The organism is Acetomicrobium mobile (genome assembly GCF_937920065.1).
The window spans coordinates 23,177-41,186 of record NZ_CALETC010000208.1 but is presented as its reverse complement, the minus strand read 5'-3'; the positions used below and the strand labels follow the sequence as shown (position 1 = coordinate 41,186).

16 protein-coding genes are annotated in these 18,010 nt (G+C 45.2%); 1 reads left to right on the top strand and 15 read right to left on the bottom strand.

The annotated features are described in order from the left end of the window. The 6 genes from Q7P41_RS08210 to Q7P41_RS08185 all read right to left on the bottom strand — a co-directional run. The coding region (locus Q7P41_RS08210) for an aldehyde ferredoxin oxidoreductase N-terminal domain-containing protein (protein ID WP_303883376.1) at window positions 1-515 on the bottom strand (515 nt) is incomplete at its 3' end. Then, the gene (locus Q7P41_RS08205) at window positions 512-988 is read right to left on the bottom strand and encodes a 4Fe-4S dicluster domain-containing protein (RefSeq protein WP_303883374.1); all 477 of its coding nucleotides are present in this window, start codon (window positions 986-988) and stop codon (window positions 512-514) included. The genes Q7P41_RS08205 and Q7P41_RS08210, both read right to left, overlap by 4 nt. 95 nt (window positions 989-1,083) lie before the next feature. Continuing rightward, window positions 1,084-1,827: a 2Fe-2S iron-sulfur cluster-binding protein gene (locus Q7P41_RS08200; protein ID WP_303883372.1), complete on the bottom strand. Its 744-nt coding sequence runs from the start codon at window positions 1,825-1,827 to the stop codon at window positions 1,084-1,086. Further along, window positions 1,827-3,689, bottom strand: a complete 1,863-nt coding sequence (locus tag Q7P41_RS08195) for an NADH-ubiquinone oxidoreductase-F iron-sulfur binding region domain-containing protein (protein ID WP_303883371.1) — start codon at window positions 3,687-3,689, stop codon at window positions 1,827-1,829. Before Q7P41_RS08195 ends, Q7P41_RS08200 begins: the two co-directional genes overlap by 1 nt. After that, window positions 3,664-4,155, bottom strand: a complete 492-nt coding sequence (gene nuoE, locus Q7P41_RS08190; protein WP_303883370.1) for an NADH-quinone oxidoreductase subunit NuoE — start codon at window positions 4,153-4,155, stop codon at window positions 3,664-3,666. Before nuoE ends, Q7P41_RS08195 begins: the two co-directional genes overlap by 26 nt. A gap of 186 nt (window positions 4,156-4,341) precedes the next feature. Next, window positions 4,342-5,238: a DMT family transporter gene (locus Q7P41_RS08185; RefSeq protein ID WP_303883367.1), complete on the bottom strand. Its 897-nt coding sequence runs from the start codon at window positions 5,236-5,238 to the stop codon at window positions 4,342-4,344. A gap of 130 nt (window positions 5,239-5,368) precedes the next feature. Here Q7P41_RS08185 and polX point away from each other — a divergent pair, with 130 nt between their 5' ends. Continuing rightward, the gene (gene polX / locus Q7P41_RS08180; protein ID WP_303883365.1) at window positions 5,369-7,111 is read left to right on the top strand and encodes a DNA polymerase/3'-5' exonuclease PolX; all 1,743 of its coding nucleotides are present in this window, start codon (window positions 5,369-5,371) and stop codon (window positions 7,109-7,111) included. A 52-nt stretch (window positions 7,112-7,163) separates the two neighbouring features. Here polX and Q7P41_RS08175 read toward each other — a convergent pair whose 3' ends face one another. From Q7P41_RS08175 to Q7P41_RS08135, 9 genes are all read right to left on the bottom strand, one after another. Further along, window positions 7,164-7,385, bottom strand: a complete 222-nt coding sequence (locus Q7P41_RS08175) for a trimethylamine--corrinoid methyltransferase (RefSeq protein WP_303883363.1) — start codon at window positions 7,383-7,385, stop codon at window positions 7,164-7,166. 306 nt (window positions 7,386-7,691) lie between these two features. Beyond that, window positions 7,692-8,045: a carboxymuconolactone decarboxylase family protein gene (locus tag Q7P41_RS08170; RefSeq protein WP_303883362.1), complete on the bottom strand. Its 354-nt coding sequence runs from the start codon at window positions 8,043-8,045 to the stop codon at window positions 7,692-7,694. Window positions 8,046-8,097: 52 nt separating this feature from the next. Then, window positions 8,098-9,381 (bottom strand): CCA tRNA nucleotidyltransferase, encoded by a 1,284-nt coding sequence (locus tag Q7P41_RS08165; protein ID WP_303883361.1) that lies wholly within the window; start codon window positions 9,379-9,381, stop codon window positions 8,098-8,100. Window positions 9,382-9,442: 61 nt separating this feature from the next. After that, window positions 9,443-9,616 carry a 4Fe-4S binding protein gene (locus Q7P41_RS08160; protein WP_303883359.1) on the bottom strand — a complete coding sequence of 58 codons (174 nt, stop codon included), beginning with the start codon at window positions 9,614-9,616 and terminating at the stop codon, window positions 9,443-9,445. Window positions 9,617-9,673: 57 nt separating this feature from the next. Next, complete coding sequence (locus Q7P41_RS08155; protein WP_303883357.1) at window positions 9,674-10,684, bottom strand: NAD(P)H-dependent glycerol-3-phosphate dehydrogenase; 1,011 nt, start codon at window positions 10,682-10,684, stop codon at window positions 9,674-9,676. 8 nt (window positions 10,685-10,692) lie between these two features. Further along, a complete protein-coding gene (locus Q7P41_RS08150) occupies window positions 10,693-10,962 on the bottom strand; it encodes an acylphosphatase (protein ID WP_303883383.1) in 270 nt (89 codons plus the stop codon). A 152-nt stretch (window positions 10,963-11,114) separates the two neighbouring features. After that, on the bottom strand, window positions 11,115-12,563 hold the full coding sequence (locus tag Q7P41_RS08145) for a sodium:solute symporter family protein (RefSeq protein WP_303883356.1): 1,449 nt from the start codon (window positions 12,561-12,563) through the stop codon (window positions 11,115-11,117). Window positions 12,564-12,771: 208 nt separating this feature from the next. Next, window positions 12,772-13,281 (bottom strand): transcription repressor NadR, encoded by a 510-nt coding sequence (locus Q7P41_RS08140; RefSeq protein WP_303883355.1) that lies wholly within the window; start codon window positions 13,279-13,281, stop codon window positions 12,772-12,774. A 147-nt stretch (window positions 13,282-13,428) separates the two neighbouring features. Then, on the bottom strand, window positions 13,429-17,979 hold the full coding sequence (locus tag Q7P41_RS08135; RefSeq protein WP_303883354.1) for an acyl-CoA dehydratase activase-related protein: 4,551 nt from the start codon (window positions 17,977-17,979) through the stop codon (window positions 13,429-13,431). Window positions 17,980-18,010 lie beyond the last annotated feature (31 nt).

The following is an 18,010-nucleotide window of genomic DNA, read 5'->3' as shown; positions in this document are numbered from 1 at the left end:
AGCACCAAGTTTTCTCCCGCAGGACCAATGCAGGCTACTTTCGCCTCTGGGTCGTTTTCGGCTAAAATGGCGTCTGTCGTTTCGTAACAATCCTTTCCCCAAAGATGCGAGGCATCTTTTAACTCCACGTGATCGTTGTAGATCCACAGATACACGGGTTTATCCGCTTTGCCCTCAAAAATTACGAGGTCATAGCCCGCATATTTCAACTCGGGGCCAAAATAACCCCCTGAATTTGAGGCAGCTATGGTCCCCGTTAGTGGTCCTTTTGTGACAACGTTAAACCTTCCTGCAGATGTGGCTAGCGTTCCGGTGACGGGCCCTGTGGCGAATATCAGTTTGTTTTCCGGGCTCAAAGGATCAACTTTTGGATCTACCTCCTCGATCAAATATCTGCTTCCCAAACCCCTAGCTCCTAGGAACTTTTCTGCCCAGTCCATTCTTAAGGGTTCGGTCGTTATCTTTTTGGTCGATAAATTTACACGCAATACCTTGCCCATGTAGCCAAACATCATTCGCTCACCTCCAGGACTATCTTGGCAAACTTGGCCGAAAATTCCTTCTTCTTTTGGAGGCTTATGGCATCTGCCGGCACGTATTCCAAAGCCTTAGTCGGGCAAAACTCCACGCAATAGGGACTGCCATCGCACTGATCGCATTTGATTGCTGTGTTTTGCTCCCAATGATAGGACATATTCCCGAAGGGACAGGCCATCACACACATCCTGCAACCTATACACTTAGATGAGTCAACTTTAACGACGTTTTTATCGTCCCTCGAAAGCGCCTCGGTCTTGCACACACTAATACAAGGAGCATCGTCACACTGCTGACAAGTCATGGGCACGTTGACTCCGGCTTCAAATCGATAAGCAGTTATCCGCGATAAAGAGGGCCTAAATTCACTTTCCTTGATTAAAGAACAGGCCAACTCGCAACTGCCACACCCAACACACTTCTCCGGAGAAATGAGAAGCACTCTTTCCATTCCAATCCCCCCTATTCTTTTTTAGATACTTTATTAATCTGCTTCCCCCTAAGCAGACTTTCACGCCTAATTTAATCTAGCAGGAAATCCTTAAATCATGGCACAAAAATCTTAAATTTTGCGGCGTATTCGCGCTTTCTGCACCTGGGACAGAGCCTTGCATCCAGATCTTCGAGCCCAAGATACTCTAAAGCCTCTTCGGTGGTATGCGCTTCGCCGCAAATTGGGCATCTAATTAAAGTAAAGTTGCGATTCCATATGGTTCTCGTGTCGCCTTCGTCAACGCACTGAATGTAGTCGGTAGGACATACATCCGCACATGCCGCACATCCTATGCAATCTTTTGGCGGTTCCATGAAAGGCGGCGTTATTTTCTTGCCAAAACCCCTCCAAGCCTGCCCAATGGCAGAGAGTCCAAGAGTCTCGCACGCTCTGACACATCTGTCGCACCTTGCGCACTCATCGGGGTCGAATAAAAATCGAGGGTCAATTTCTACGCTATATTCTTCCGCCAAAGCCTGGATGGTCCTGGATTTGGGTGCCCGGCTCAACAAAAGACCTATAATGAACCTGCGCGCCCTTATGACCTCATCGCTTTTAGTTTTAATTTGCAAAGGGCCACGGATCGGATACATACAGGATATAACGAGCTGCCCCCTTCTTTTCGGTCGAAATACTTCTACCATGCATAACCTGCAGTTGCCATCGGGCGGAAGTGCCTCGTGATGGCAAAGTGTGGGAATTTCTACGCCAGCAATGCCCGCGGCCTCCAGAATGGTCGTTTCCAATGGTACCGATAGACGTATGCCATCCATAACAATATTAATATCCTTTTTCATTATGAGCACCTCCTCATGGAGGTTATCGAATTGGTTGGGCATACATCCAGGCACTGACCACAACCTATGCATCTTAAGGAGTCTACAATATGAGGTTTTCGAACCTCGCCAGAAATAGCTTTCGATGGGCATATCCTAGCACATTGGCCACAACCTACACATCGGCCCTCATCTATGCTCGCTACAAAAAGCCCTTGACATACCCCGGCACGGCAATAACCTTCCACGTGTTCTTGGTACTCATCGTGAAAATACTTCAAAGTAGAAAGGACAGGGTTTGCCGCCGTTTTACCAAGACCGCACAAGGCGGTCTTGCTTAGTTCATTTGCCATTTCATCCAAAAGCTTCACGTCGTCCAAGCTGCCCTTCCCCTCCGTCAAATCATGAAGCAACTTTTGTAAGGCCTTTAATCCTTCGCGACAAGGGGTGCATTTACCACAAGATTCCTCGACGAGAAAATCTATGAAATATTTAGCGACGTCAACCATGCAAGATCGATCATCCATTACAATCATGCCACCTGAACCCATCATTGAACCTGCCGCAACTAACGTGTCGAAATCCACTGACAAATCCAGCAAAGATGCAGGGATACACCCTCCCGACGGCCCTCCCGTCTGCACGGCCTTAAACGCTTTATCCTTTAGTATCCCACCGCCGATTTCATATATTATCTTGCGCAAAGTCACTCCCATCGGCACTTCAACCAACCCTGTGTTTTTAACTTTTCCAACCAAGGCAAAGATCTTCGTGCCGTTGTTATTATCAGTCCCCAGCGTCTTGTACCATTCGACGCCACCCGTTAAAATAATGGGAACATTAGCCCATGTCTCGACGTTATTTAAGACAGTTGGCTTATCCCAAAGTCCCTGCTCAGTGGCGTGGATGTATTTGACCCTCGGAACGCCTGGCAATCCCTCGATGGAACGCATTAAAGCAGAAGATTCACCACATACGAAGGCGCCTCCACCTTTGCATATTTCTATGTCAAAATCAAAGCTTGATCCTAAGATGTTCTTGCCTAACAAACCACACTCGCGAGCCTTCTCGATCGCAATCTCCAATCTTCTCACTGCGAGAGGATATTCGTTTCTGACGTAAATGTAGCCTTCACAAGCACCTACAGCATAAGCGCCTATCATCATACCCTCAATGACGCTATGAGGATCCCCTTCCATCAAGCTTCTATCCATAAAAGCACCTGGATCTCCTTCATCACCGTTAGCAATCACATACTTAGGGTAATCATCTACGTCCCTGCAGGCTTTCCATTTATATCCCGTTCTAAAGCCACCGCCACCACGACCGCGCAAATAAGAATCGGTAATCTTACTAATAATCTCATCGCTGCCAAGCTGAAGGGCCAACTCCAAGGCTTTATAGCCATCTGTGGCTATATAATCCTCGATGGACGTGGGATCGATGTGACCCGATCTGCGCAATACTAACCTCTGTTGATTAGCATAGAAGGGTATTTCGCTGTCGCTTCTGTAAGTCTTTTTTGTTACGGGATCACGGTAAAGCAGACGCTCTATTACTTCGCCATTTTGGATGGTCCTTTGTACTATCTCAGGAACATCTTCCACCCTTACATTCTGATAAAATATTTCACCCGGGGAAACTATCACTATCGGTCCTCTTTCGCAAAATCCGTGACATCCCGTAAATTTAACGACAGGTTCGACATCTACAATCTCGCCGACAGCCTCCCTAAAAGCTTCCAGAACCTTTAAGCTGCCGTTTGAGACGCATCCGGTACCACAGCACACGCGCAATTTAGGCTTATCTTTAGCTTTCCACAAATCTTCCTTTAAGCTATCGCGATAATATTCGAGATCACTTGGCCTTAAGAAAAAGGGCATCTTTTCTCTCCGCCTCCAAGATATTTTCAACATCATTCACATTCAACTTTCCGTAAACCTTATCACCGATTGTCATGACAGGCGCCATAGCGCAACACCCAAGACAATTCACCGTCTCTAAAGTAAAGATCCCATCCTCAGTGGTTTCACCAGCACTTATTCCCAAATTTTCGCTTATTGTTTTTAATATTTGCTTTCCGCCGCGAAGATGACATGCCGTTCCCTGGCAAACCTTTATGATCTTTTCTCCCTTTGGGGTCAAACTTAGTGCTTTATAGAACGTGGCCACCGCAAAGACCCTGCTTTCAGGTATATCGAAATACTCGGCTATTGAACGCATTGCACTGGTTGGCACATAGCGGAATCTATCCTGCACGTCCAGAAGCACCTGTAGCAAAAAGCGTGGATTTCTTTCGTATTGGGCCAATAAGGCATCAACCACCATATCCGAGGTAGTACTTGACACTGAAGAGTCCCCCCCTTTTTACAATCCCCCACTCGATTCCTTTACTGCAAATATAGTAGCACTCCTTTATGAAAACGTGAAGAGCTTGCCAAAAAACTAGTGTTGGCATGATGCTATTAATGTCATAAAGCTAACCGTAAATGCCGCCCCTTTTATTCAGGTTAAACAAGCTAATATTTCTATAATTTATCTGCGCTCTCCAAGTGCAGCCAGCACAATACCGGCTAACACCAAAGAACCACCAAATATTGTCACTGGCATTATGGTTTCGCCCAATATGAAATAAGCTAATATAGGACTCATCACGGGCTCGCCCAACAAAGCTACTGCCACAAAGCCCGCTGAAAAATACTTGAGGGACCAGTTGTAGCTGCTATGCCCAATGATTTGAGGAAAAATAGCAAGACCCCAAAGACACAACCACGTCTTCGAAGGATAACCCCACAATGAATACCCAAGACAGATTGCGATGGCAAACAATACCACCGCCGCAGTAGAGTAACATATGGTTATATAGGAAAGAAGTGAGACCTTTTGCCTCAACCTGCGTCCTAACAAAAGATAAAAGGCAGTACACCAACTGCCCACGATGGCGAGAAAATCACCAAGCAGGGCCTTCCCACCCAAAGAAAAATCTCCAGCGCTTATTATCACGCTTCCAGTTACGCTAAAAACCACTCCAAGTATCGACATCTTCGTAAATCTGTCATTGCTCAAGAATGGCGTCAATAGGGCAACCCATATGGGATTGGTATTGACAAGCACCACGCTGCTGGCCACGGTAGTATAATCTAGGGAGGAAATCCAAGCAGCAAAATGGATGCTTAAAAAAACTCCGGAAGCGAGAGCAATTTTGACATCATTAAAGGCGAGTGACTTTATCTCTTTCCTTGCAAAAAGGCAAGCCAATGGAATTAAGATAAGGCAGGCAAGCCCAACCCGGTAAGCTGAAATAACCAAAGCCGGCGCATCGGCAAGACGAATCATAGTGGCTCCCGTTGATATGGCCATCACGCCTATCGCCAAGATGACGATGGGTAGAAATAGGGGTCCTTTTTTCCTATATTTTCTTTCATCAACCAATTCTCTCGCCTGCCAATGAAGTTTAAATCTAGAACGATTGGTAAGTTTGGCTAATTTGAGTATATGATATTTCTAACCATAGGTTGAGACAATATTAAGAAAGTTATGCATCCTTGGGAGGTAGTTATAGGTGCGACGCGAAATAGATGCCGACTTTCTAGCGAACCTATTCGATCGTATAGCTATATTACTAGAAATAAAAGGCGAAAACCCATTTAAAGTTAATGCTTACAGGCGCGCCGCAGAAAACTTGCGAAGAGAGACAAGGGATATAGTCGAGCTGTACAAAGAGGGAAAATTGACGGAGATTCCAGGGGTAGGAAAGGCCATTGCCCAGAAAATAACCGAGATATTGGAAAATGGAAAGCTGGAATTTTACGATAAACTGACAGCGGAAATTCCCGAAAGACTGCTTTCATTATATGAAGTGCCGGAAATGGGCCCAAAGCGAATTAAACTGGTCTGGGAAAAGCTGGGCATTGATTCGGTGGAAAAACTGGAAAAGGCGGCACTAGAAGGGACCTTAAGGAGCTTGCCCGGTTTTGGGCCAAAGATCGAAAGCAAAATACTTGAAGGCATCATGGCATTAAAAGAAAGGCGCTTGGTCTCAAGATATCCCTTGGGGGAGGGCTGGGATTTATCTCGAATTATAGTTAACCGTTTAGGCGAATTTGAGGGAGTGGTCTTCGTATCTCCTGCAGGTTCTTTGCGACGTATGAAGGAAACGATAGGTGACTTGGACATTCTAGTGGCGGCTGAAAAAGATGCAACGAATAAAATAATTAAAGCTTTCACTGATTTGGAAATAGTGGAAGAGGTATTACTTTCAGGACCAACGAAAACGAGCATTAGATTTAAGGGCGGTCTTCAAGGCGATTTGAGAATAGTTGAGCCTTCGAGATGGGGAACGGCTTTGCAGTATTTTACTGGCAGCCAACAACATAACATCTCCCTGAGGGAAATCGCGCTCAAGAAAAACTTGAGCTTGAGCGAATATGCCTTGACCGACAAAATAAACAACAAAGAAATATTGTGTTCTAGCGAGGAAGAAGTATACGAGAAACTTGGAATGAGTTGGATACCACCAGAGATAAGAGAAGGCACGATAGAAATAAATTTGGCCCTGGAAGGTAAGTTACCAAGACTCGTGGAAGTTGGCGATATAGAAGGTGACTTGCAGATGCATTCTACTTGGAGTGACGGAAAGCGATCCATAAAGGAGATGGCTGAAAAAGCCTACGCTCTAGGTCGAAGCTACATTCTGATAACTGACCACTCACAGGGATTAGGCATAGCGGGAGGATTATCTATCGGGAGATTAATGGATCAATGGCACGAAATAGACGAGCTAAATGAAATATTTGAAGGCAAACTGGTCATCCTTAAAGGTGCCGAGGTAGAGGTTCGAACCGATGGCACTTTAGATTATCCTGATGAAGTTCTTGAGCGCCTTGACGTGGTCGTAGCTGCCCTTCATTCTAATTTGAGGCAAGACAGAGGACAATTGACCGAGAGGTATATTAAAGCCATATCTCATCCCTTAGTTCATATTTTAGCGCATCCATCGGGCAGGCTCTTCGGAGTGCGCGAAGAAGCCAATGCGGACTGGGAAAGGATTTTTAAAGCAGCAGCTTCATCTGGCACATTGCTCGAGATAAATGCCCATCCAAGCAGGCTCGATTTATCGGAAAAAAAGATAAGACAAGCTTTCAATCTGGGCTGTAAATTTGTGATAAGCACTGATGCCCACGATATACACGAGCAGGAATACATGTTCTTCGGGGTGGCCCAGGCAAGGCGTGCCTGGCTAAAGAGGTCAGACGTGGCAAACGCACAGCCACTGAAGTCTTTTTTAGAACAAATCAAAAGATAAAGAATATTTGTTTTTCATGCAGAGCCCTTTGCACAAATAAAATCACACTTCACTAAGTTGCATCACAAAATTTAAATCGCAGCTTTCCTGCCCCTTCACAAGCAAATAAATAATCGCCTTCCCTTGTAGGCTTAACTTCTTTTAAGTGCTCTATTACATCTTTATGCATCCAACAGGTAATGTCGTTAGCTCCTTCCACGCTACAGGGCAAATAGTCGCTTTCTTCACCTTCATCGGGACGACCTATCAGGCCCGCCGGGCCCACGTAGGCCATTCATCATCCAGCTATATTAGTGCGTATTAAAATCATAAAATGCCCACCGCGAGCCCTCACTTGATTTAACCAATACTGTGAGGTTATCCTTATTTTGTTTTCCTTTTCCATACTATCCACATCTCCCCTCATGCGTGCCATCGCAAAGGTATACGTGGGAACACAAGGACTATTGAAAGTTGCCCGCTGAAATATGTACCGCCTTTCAACCCGTCCTTTAAGCTCAGGTTGAAAGGCGGTTTTTTAATAACCTTGTGATTAATTTAAACTTTAACCCCGGTCCGAAGAAACTTATCGTGCTAAGGTCTAATTTTCAAATTCATGGGCAAATTCCTTGATACTTTCATTCACTAAGGTAACGCAATGGCTTATTGCAGGACCCCCGCCAAATTGAACAGCCACCAAGGCTGCCTCCATGATTTCATCTTCAGTGGCTCCAGCTTTCAAGGCATTATAAACATGTGTCACAATACAGTACTTACATTTAATGTATACAGCTATAGCTACAGATATCAATTCCTTAGTTTTCAAATCCAATGCACTCGGCGCCATCAATTTACCGGTAAATTCTAGGAAAGCTTGAACCTCAGGTCTTTCTTTCCCAACTTCTTTTATGTTTTTTTCAAGCTCTTTCATTATTTCTCTCGGATTCCATGCCATTTGCAATCACCCCGCTTGATTATTAATTTTGTTCTCTTCAGGCTATCCATTACTATTTATATTTTATCATATGCTTGAGGTAATTAAGGGCATCATCTCGGCTTTTGATCTTCCCCCTGGCCATTAGTTCGTAAATCGAGGAAAGAATCCGCCCAACCTCGGGACCTTGTTCTATATTGAGGATATCCATAACATCCCGCCCGGAAATCAACTTTCTCTTGCCAGAGAACTTAAAGACACAAGACAGGGCTATTTCCCGGTTTTCCATCCAGTTAGTATAGTCTCCGTTACTTGAGGTTATATCGATGTAGGAAAGCAAAAACAGGCCATCCAGCCAGGATCTCCCATACTGCATGTAAAGTTTAGGTATTCGCCTGGGTGCTGAAGAAATTAGGGGAACCATATGCCATCTCACCATGGCTGCAACACTTCTAACGAAATAACTGGGCCACGCCCATCGAGTCATTATCTCTTTAGCTAATTTTCCTCCATCTTTTTCATGGCCGATGAATCGTATTCGACCTTCTTCCTCTTTTATGGTGTTTGGTTTTGCTATATCGTGAAACAATGCGGCGGCCCGTACATCGATTCTGTTCGTCAGTATTTCGGCGTTTTTTATGCACAACCTTGTATGTTCATACACATCTCCTTCAGGATGAAGATATGGGTCTTGTGAAACGTTTTTAAGGGCATAGATTTGAGGTAAGACCGGAGCTAAAAACCCCGTATCATGCAAGAGTTCCAAGAACCTAAAGGGGCTTCCTCTTAAAACTTTATAAACTTCCTTGCCAACCCGCTCAGGCGGTATATTTTCAAATAAAGGCAGACTTTCTTTTGCTTCTTCCATCGAAGGACCGTCAATGCTAAACCCTTTTAAAGTTGACGCGAAGCGAAACAACCTGATGCACCGTATGGGATCTTCTTTGATCCTGTCTCCCGGAGAACCTGTAAAACGAATGATTCTTTTTGTTATATCTTGGAGGCCGCCGAAGGGATCTATCAACTCTCCGACGAAATTCATCGCCATGGCATTTATGGTGAAGTCCCTCCGAGAAAGATCGGCAAATAAAGTATCCCCTTGAAAGGGCGTTACTTCGATCGTCCATCCTTCTTGAGGAATGACCAAGGTGCAAAACGGCTCGTTGCCCACTATCTTGGCCTCAGGGAAAATATCCATTACATCCTTTGGTTGAGCAGACGTTGCGATATCCACATCAGTAAAGCGCGATCCTAATATGAGATCTCTGACCGTTCCTCCGACAATGTAAGCCTCAAATCCATTTTCCCTGAAGAGCCTTAAAACATCACAAGATCTAGATAACTTATCTTTGATCATCTTTACCCTCACAAAAAAGGGCCTAGTCACCTAGGCCCTCAAGACACTAAAAATGAACACCCTACTGAGATATTGCCGAAACAGGACAGGTGGATACACAGGCTCCGCACTCTATGCAATCATCGGGATTTACTTGAGCCTTGCCATCTACAACGCTTATCGCCTCTGCCGGACAAACGCCTACACAAGCTTCGCATCCTATGCAAACATCCTTATCAACAACCGCTTTTGCCATAAATAATCCCTCCTAAATTTTGTTGAAATTGCTTTAAAAACAACATCATGTTAAATTTTACATCCATTGCATAGCTGGAGGCAACTCAGGCTTAGGGTCTCTCAATAGCAAAGTTCTCAAGGCTTCGGCTGGCGGAAGGTTATTGTACAATATATCATACACCACATCAACAATTGGAAGTTCTACTCCCACATTTTCGCCCATTTTTTTCAAGGCCTTAGCGGTAAAAACTCCCTCCGCTACTTGTCCCAATTCACTTAAAGCATCCTCCATGGTTTTGCCCTTACCGATAGCAAGACCCAAACGCATATTTCTGGAATGATCGCTAAAACAAGTCACGACTAAATCTCCAACGCCGGCAAGCCCTGAAAGCGTCAGAGGATTCGCGCCAGTCTTTGCACCCAATCGCATTATTTCAGCCAACCCACGGCTAACCAGAGCAGCCAAAGTATTATCGCCTAACTCCATCGCCTTTACAATACCAGCAGCTATAGCGATCACGTTTTTGACGGCTCCTCCTATCTCTACGCCACTAACGTCGTTTGAAGTATAAACCCTAAAATTAGGGCGAGAAAAGATTGTTTGCCACTGCTCTGCAACTTCAAAACTCGAGGAGGCCACTACTACAGCAGTTGGAAGACCTTGAATTACCTCCTCTGCATGACTTGGCCCAGACAAGACAGAATAAGTAACATCGCCCAAAACGTCTTTGACGATCCCGCTGACAGTGGACATGGATTCAATTTCGATGCCTTTGGCAACGTTACATATGTCTGGTACCTTTGTCATCTTTCCCGCAACTTTGTTTAAAAAGCCTCTTATAGCTTGGGTAGGCAAGGCTATCACCCATTTAGATGACCCCATGGCCTCCTCAATCTGGGAAGTGGCCATGACATTGGGAGATATGCGATATCCTCTTAAATAATTGGGGTTTTCGCCCCTCATGTTGATGGCACGCGCCTGATCTAGTCGTCTGCACCAAAGCGTCACAGAATACCCATTTTCGCCGAGTAAATTAGCTAATGCCGTGCCCCAACTGCCAGCGCCAAAAACAGATATTTTCTTCATTTAATCAATCAACCTTCCACTTGAAAGGTAACACACCCCGGGTCGGGATCCTCGTAAATTAAAATTACGTTTTCGACGATAGCATGAGGTGGTCCTTTGCTACACCAACTAATCATTCTTTTAACGCTTTCTGACTCTCCTTGAATCACGACTTCGACCCTGCCGTCGCCAAGGTTCTTTATATAACCGGCAACTCCAAACTCTTTAGCTTTAATCGTCGCGTAATACCTAAAGGCCACCCCTTGAACTCTCCCCGAAAGCCAAAGGTGTGTGCGCACGAGCAAAAAGCGACACTCCTTCCTTTTGCACTCGTTAGATATCTTACCACAGACGATGCGAGGCTCAACGGAAATATAAATGAAGACCCTATATGATGTCACTTCAAAGGAACAAAACCTCACAAAAGAGACATGATCCTCAAAGGCCAAACCTAAAATTTCGCCAGCATTTCTTCCTTTAGGCCATCCAAGAAGCGTTTAGCCGTGCTAGGCGCTTTTGTCTTTAGGCTTACCAGGATAAAACTAGCGGTTGCAACCAAAAGCCCCCACACGGCTGGCCATTGGCCCAGAAATTTATAGTTAGCGAGCGTCAAAAATCCCACCGTCACTCCGCCAAATAATATGCTTGCCATCGCACCCTTCGCCGTAGCTTTTCGCCAAAAAAAGGCTCCCCAGACAGAGGGCAACTGCACTAACAGACCTCCCGATGCTAAAGATGACAACACAACGATTAAATCAAGCCTCAATTGAGCAAATAATAGGCAGGCGGCTATCAGAACCACTATGACTATTTTCGAAAACGCCAATTCTTTCTCCTCAGAAAGTTCAGGATAAAAAGCTTTGAGCAAATCCCTTCCGAACATGTTGCTCAAGGTTAAAACTATGGAATTCATTGTAGATACCGCCGCAGCCATAATGCTCACGAAGACGACGACTGAGATCGAAGCTGGAACTTGCTTTAACAACATGGGCATGGCGTTATCGGGGAGGTCTAAACCCGGGATCAAAAGAGCCGCCATCAACCCTAAAACACAGCATATTAATGTGTAAATAAATCCAAAGTAGGAAAAGCCTAGGATCATTTTTTTCATACTAGCCCTATCCTTTGGTATGAAGAGGCGCTGAACTACTTGTGGGTTTGTTATGGCGAAAAACGCCCATGGCAACGTCAGCCCGATGAAAAAGGATGGCGGCCAGTTTACGCTAAGCAAATCACTTCTTTCTCGGATAAGAGTGCGGTAAAACCCGACGCCTTTCAATTCAAACACGAGGTAGCCAAGAAGTGAGAAGCTTGCTATCAACATTATTACAGCCTGGAAGGCATCTGTGCGAGCAACGGAACGTAATCCTGCCCACCAGCAAAAGACGAAGGTTACAATTGCAGCAATCACGGTTCCCGTGGTGTAGCTTAAAGAACCGTCGGATAACGTTTCAACGAGATAACCAGCACCCATAAGCTGAACCGAGGCATAAGGTATGAGCATTACAAGACACAGCATGGAATTAATGGCTCCGACGCCTTTGTTTTCATATCTAAAACTTAAAAGCTCAGAAGGGCTAATGAGATTATGTCTCTTCCCAGCAACCCAATATCTGGGAGCAAACAAGAGCAACAAAATCACCGTGCCCATAAGATATATCAGCTCAAATCCGAGGGCTGCTACGCCATAGCGATAAGTTAGCCCTACAAGACCAACCATCATAAAGGCACTGTAGGTGGTTGCGCTATAGGTCATCGCTGAAATAAATCCGTCAATTCTTCGACTCCCCAAGAAATAATCTTCCAAATCAACCTTGCCCTTTTGTCGAGATGTGTAAGAAATGTACGTACCAACGATAAACCAAATGCCTATGCTGAACATCAAAAAGGAAGCGGTCATAGTTCTTTCCTTTCTCCTTTGCTCCAATTTTTTGTATATATCGTGCCTGTTATGAGCACAAAGGCAGTAACCGACGTCCAAAAGACGAAGGATCCGCCTTCGCGAAGAAAACAATAAGGCACTATTACATTACAGATCCCAAGAAATAGGGCAAAAACAACTAAACACTTTTCCTTTCTGGTCAAAAGGATCACAACCTTTCAAGTTTTTAACCTAGAAAAAGAAAACCCAGCTTTCTCAAAGTTTCTTTTATACGTTTTAGCGTTTCTTCATTGTCCGCTTCTATGGTATGCAAGTGAAAACCCCTTGTAAGGGAAAGCAGCGGCTCCTGACCTGAGCTTTCGAGCATGCTGACGAAGCGCATCACTTCTTCCTTTGAAGCAACTCCAATGCTGCCTTTAAGCTCCCCATACAGTGGATGGTCTATCATCACGTCAAGTACCTTCCCTCCCGCCTCCACGATCGCAAGCAGCTCGTCAAAAACTTCTTCTTTAGTGTGCCGAACAGCGATAATTTCGCGTATCTTTTTGACCTTATCGAGAAAGTAACCAGATGGCGTGGAAACTATCTCAAAGCCTTGGTTTCTTAGCAGTGCTACGTCTTGGACTATCGTCTGACGACTAACACCAAACAGCTCTGCAAGATAAGAACCGCTCACTGGCGAGGTTGCCTCTTCAAGAATCCCTTTAATGGCCTCTAATCTTTGAGCGCGATTCATTTGCACTCCTCCCCTTCGTCAGTACATAGCGGATAGTAGCAGTATATAGCATGTATGTCAACAAAAAACACCGGTTCACGACGTTGAATCCGTTCTTGAAGGCGTATTCGTGAACCGGTAAATCTAGCTACAGCCTCGCGCTTTTCCTCAGCGTGAGGACTCTTCCTGAATGACGAGATTTCCCTTTATGGCAGGGCTTATCCTTCTTTTGCCGCGATCCAAAGGATGATTCATCTTAGCTTTAAGGCGACACTGCTCCCTAAAGGCAGCTATCTCGGCTTCTAAATTAGTATTGGCCGAATCTCCAAAAAAAGCGTGAACCATGGGAACTACCAAGTTCGGATCGCGCTTGGCCTCTTCTTTTAACATGGCGTCCATCTTGGCCATTGCTACGCCCTCCTGCATGCAGGTAAAGGGGCCAACGTGGAAGATCCCGCACACCCTCTGCCCATTGCCTGGCAACTCTCCGCGCAAAAACTTCAAAAAAATCCCTATTACCAATGGAGATTCTCCCGTAATATCGCCGTGATAGCGCCTGCTTTCCTGCAAGTCTTCAATGATGACGTTTGGCTTGGGCAAGACCTTGCGCTCTTTTGCAACTTCGCCAAAGATTCGCTTAAAGCGCCAATCTGCGTATTCCATGTAAAATTGAGCAAATTTGTAGGCAAACTTGGGGTCCTCTCTAATTGTTAAGTAATTTATGTATTCAAGCCACTCCGTAATGCTTCCCCTAACTACTTCCAATCCCTCTTCTTCTAAACGTTTTATGACGTATTCAGTGTAGGGATCGTGTTGTCTCGTGTAGATTTCTCCCACGTAAAGAACAAGGGGCAGTGAGTGATTTTTTGCCTTAGGCACCTCCTTTAAAAAAAGGTCCATGGTCTCTTTAGTCCACTTTTTTAAGACAGAATATGAGGCCCCGCATTCAATCAACAACTTTTCCAATAAGTCCATGCGCTGTGAGCATAATTCATCGAAGGCTTTTTTATCGTCGCTGTAAGGGCGAAATTTACGAATTAAATCGTCAACCATATCGGCCATCTTGATTGCCCTAAATACGTTTAAAAGGGCGTTGGCCTTGCTTAAGGTCCCACCGAATTGCTCTGGAGCTTCAATCTCTATGTAACTGCTGTCCGTGGAAGGGCTCACTATGGGAACGCGATCAATTCCTTCCTGTTTTAAAAATATCTTCAGCACTTCTCCGTATTTGCCAAATCTGCACGGACCGGAGGTAGTTGGCAAAAATATTACGATGTTGTTTATGACCCACTCTTTGCCCCGTTCCTGAGCCAAATCCTCTATGGTTGCCATGACGTCTCCTATCACACCTCGCAAGGGGAAACACGTTTCAGTCGTTATAAACCGACTTGCTGCGTCCTTAGATTCAGGTGTAGCCGTAGGCATCGCCATAGCAGTCACGCCATAATGCCTTAAAACAGCGGCACCCAAGCGGCTTGCCTCTCCCATGTAAGGTATAAGCCATATGCGAGACCCCAAGTTTAATTTCTCCTTCTCGTTATCGTGAGGAAAGAGGACAAAATCCGATAAGGACAGATCGTTTCTAGGTCTTGCCTTTTGCACAACTCGCTCATGAGCTTCGGCTCGAGTGACGAAGGGAGCGTTATTAGTTTGAGCGTCGGTCACCAGATGAAGGAAGGGTTTTTCTGCCCTCCTAAAGATCTCGCTTTCATGGTAAAACTTCATAGAGTCAGGACCACAGGCGAAGTTCATCTGTCTTATCGGAAAAAGTTTTGGGTTTCTTGCCGTGTATATAGCAGCCTGAAGGATATGGGCATTTTGATACCAATATTCGTTGTAAGAAAGCTCATCGATTGGGATGTCCTTGAAATATTTCTCTAAAAAACTCTGCGGGATGTACCTCATGCCACGCTGCTTCGAAAACATGGATCCGGAGTTAGATGAGGCTTGAGGATCCAATATTACGTAATCTCTGCCCAAACCAACAAATCCTACTTCCCCAGATTCTTCGAGCTCCTCTAAAAACTCGTCTCCATATCGGTAAAGCTCTTCTTTAAAGATCTTTAGTTTTTCATTGGCATAAGATATCGCTGCCAAGATATCATCAAGGGTAAAATCATAGCCTAGCCTGCGAAATTCGTCGAGCAATGCCCTAGCAGTTGTCTCTTCGTCATTTAAGTAAAGAACACTCAAAAACTCCCTCTCAGGTTCTATTCCCAATATGTCCTGAAGCAAGAACCCTTCGGCTTCCGTGTAAATACAGAACTTACGATGGGGCTTTATGGGCCTTACCTCTTCGATGAAACAGGGGTTAAAAAGATGCTTAATTCTTTTATCTTGATGCAACAACGCTGCATGACCTATCACAAGCTTCATAGCTATGCAAAACTCTGTCGGAGAAATGTTTATGCCAACTTGAGCTATCTCGTCATTTGACTTGGGAGTCAGCACTGGGAGAAAGCCAAGCTTTTTAAAGATCGCCGATGTCCATATGCCCAGATCTCCCAAGGTTGCTCCGCCCCTATGTATGCCCACGGTTGGCAAATCAGGCTGCTTGTCTGCGTCAAGATTTTCATATAAGACACCATCAAAATGTTTTTCAAGCAATTTATGGTATATCTCTACGTAATCCTTCCTGCTTTGCCCCATTCCTTCGCTATTTCCCCTGGGGCAAAAGCCTCCAGTTATCACCTCTTCCCCGCCAATCGAGAACACCTTTAACTTGCAATTTCTCATCCCACAAGAGAGAGGACCGAAGTGATCGCTGCACATGACGTCGCGCTTCTCAAAGACCATATCCACGACTTCGAATCCCCTGAAGGCCGAGCACACTTCTTTGCCTTCCTCTTGAAGTTGTAAGATTTGATTGCGCAAGAACAAACCCGCCCCCCAAGCTCCAAAAAGCTCTCTGTGAGGGTAGGCATAAATATCTTTGCCTGTGACTTGAGCCATGGCCGCCAGAAAAGCCTTGCCCAGAGCCGGACCGCCCTGACAGGAACATTTGTTTTTGACGTGCTGCGGACCTCCCACAAACTTATTGAAGTAACTTGCAGCTGTAGACCTAATGATCGCGGCAGCGATTTGTTCTTTTGTAAAGCCCTCTGATATGAGCCTGTTTTCTTCCATTTCCATGAAGACACCGCAGGTAGAATCTATTAAAGGCACGATATCGGCCTTCAACGCGGCTTCCTGCAAGCTCGATTTGACATCGAGGTCCAAAAGTTGAGCCATATTCTCAAGAGTTTGGCCAGCTCCAGCTTGACAAGAATAGTTCATGCGCGCTTCTTCGATTTCGTCGGTTGAAACTCCATTTGTAACTTTAAAGGTTGTAAACTTCATGTCCTGTCCACCCACTTCGAAGATGGTATCTATGGCAGGATCATGAAATTTAATGCCAACAGCATGACATGTTATTTCATCTACGGCGCCGTCGAGCACGAAGTAGCCTTCCGCTTCCAAGGCTTCCTTTCTAGCGCGACTTACGAGGATTCGCTCATATAACTTTCTGGCCGACCCAGTCGTGCATACGCCCAAGACGTTATAGTTATCTGCCCTTCTCGACAAATATCTGAAAACTTCCTTTAACGCCCCTTCTGGATCTCCATGGGTACTTATATATATTTTGTCCAAAAGCTCCCCGGTGGAAACGTCCACTACGGCAGCCTTGGTCGTGGTCGAGCCCCCATCTACACCGATGGTCACATTTCTAACATCGTTAACTTCTACATCTTCTATCTCTCCATCATACACATGAACCTTATCCAAATAAGCGTGAAGCGGTGGTGCGCAGGGACGCTTGCCTCTAACAAAGGAGGTAATCTCCTCGAGCTTTGAAAAATCCATAACGTAGGTGTTGTTTTTCTCGATGGCCTCAAGGGCCACGCCAATCGCAGCAACCGCTCTAAAATGCTTTGGTCGTTTTAAAGATAATCCCAAAAGATCTTGAACTCGCTTTAATAGATAGTCGCTTGCAAAAACGCCTCCAGTTGCTATGGAAGGCGCCGATTGGTCTAAATCTCTCACGCCAACGACATCATTTCTATAATTTCGCGCAACTGTAGCGTAAAGGCACGACACCAAGTAATCCCGATTTGCGCCTTCGTTTTGCTCGTGTATCAAATCCGACTGTATAATGACTCCGCATCGAGCATTAAAACCTCGTGCTACGCCGTGCATAGCTAGGTCTTCTTCTGCCATTTCATATAAGCTCTGCATTAACTCCATCTTTTCCTTGGCACTGCTTGAGTTAAAAAGCAATTCGTCTTCCTTGAGGTAGAGACGCCTCAACTGCTTTTCGATCAGTGTGCCCGAGCCGCCCCCGCATTTGCTGTTGGCCGACCACTCGAGCAAATTAATCTCTTCTCCCAAATGGCCCACCTTAAAAAAGTAAGAATCCTTTGCACCCATATGAAAGATATAGACCACATCGGGACACAAAAGCGAGGCTCCTTTTGGAATTGTCACGCTCTCATAATCAAATAATAGTTCTGGAAAGACGTCTTTGAAATATTGCGCTCCTATGCCCGTAAAAGCCGTAGAGACAATTTTGCCATCAACAGAATTCGCCACGAGATCTTTCCACACTTCGGCAAGCCTATCAAAGGGAGTGCCAAAATGAGGAACGCTAGGGGACACATAGGCAACTCTGCCAAATTCATCCAAGATAGCACTATGGATCGCAGAAGAACCAACATCTATGCCCGCAAAATAACGTTTCATATCTATCTCCTCTTTTTATTCGATGGTATTC

Bases quoted from the DNA above. Each gene is read 5' to 3' on its own strand.
- Q7P41_RS08205 (WP_303883374.1), bottom strand. From the start codon at position 988: ATGGAAAGAGTGCTTCTCATTTCTCCGGAGAAGTGTGTTGGGTGTGGC.
- Q7P41_RS08200 (WP_303883372.1), bottom strand. From the start codon at position 1,827: ATGAAAAAGGATATTAATATTGTTATGGATGGCATACGTCTATCGGTA.
- Q7P41_RS08195 (WP_303883371.1), bottom strand. From the start codon at position 3,689: ATGCCCTTTTTCTTAAGGCCAAGTGATCTCGAATATTATCGCGATAGC.
- Q7P41_RS08175 (WP_303883363.1), bottom strand. From the start codon at position 7,385: ATGGCCTACGTGGGCCCGGCGGGCCTGATAGGTCGTCCCGATGAAGGT.
- Q7P41_RS08170 (WP_303883362.1), bottom strand. From the start codon at position 8,045: ATGGCATGGAATCCGAGAGAAATAATGAAAGAGCTTGAAAAAAACATA.
- Q7P41_RS08165 (WP_303883361.1), bottom strand. From the start codon at position 9,381: ATGATCAAAGATAAGTTATCTAGATCTTGTGATGTTTTAAGGCTCTTC.
- Q7P41_RS08160 (WP_303883359.1), bottom strand. From the start codon at position 9,616: ATGGCAAAAGCGGTTGTTGATAAGGATGTTTGCATAGGATGCGAAGCT.
- Q7P41_RS08155 (WP_303883357.1), bottom strand. From the start codon at position 10,684: ATGAAGAAAATATCTGTTTTTGGCGCTGGCAGTTGGGGCACGGCATTA.
- Q7P41_RS08145 (WP_303883356.1), bottom strand. From the start codon at position 12,563: ATGACCGCTTCCTTTTTGATGTTCAGCATAGGCATTTGGTTTATCGTT.
- Q7P41_RS08140 (WP_303883355.1), bottom strand. From the start codon at position 13,281: ATGAATCGCGCTCAAAGATTAGAGGCCATTAAAGGGATTCTTGAAGAG.
- Q7P41_RS08135 (WP_303883354.1), bottom strand. From the start codon at position 17,979: ATGAAACGTTATTTTGCGGGCATAGATGTTGGTTCTTCTGCGATCCAT.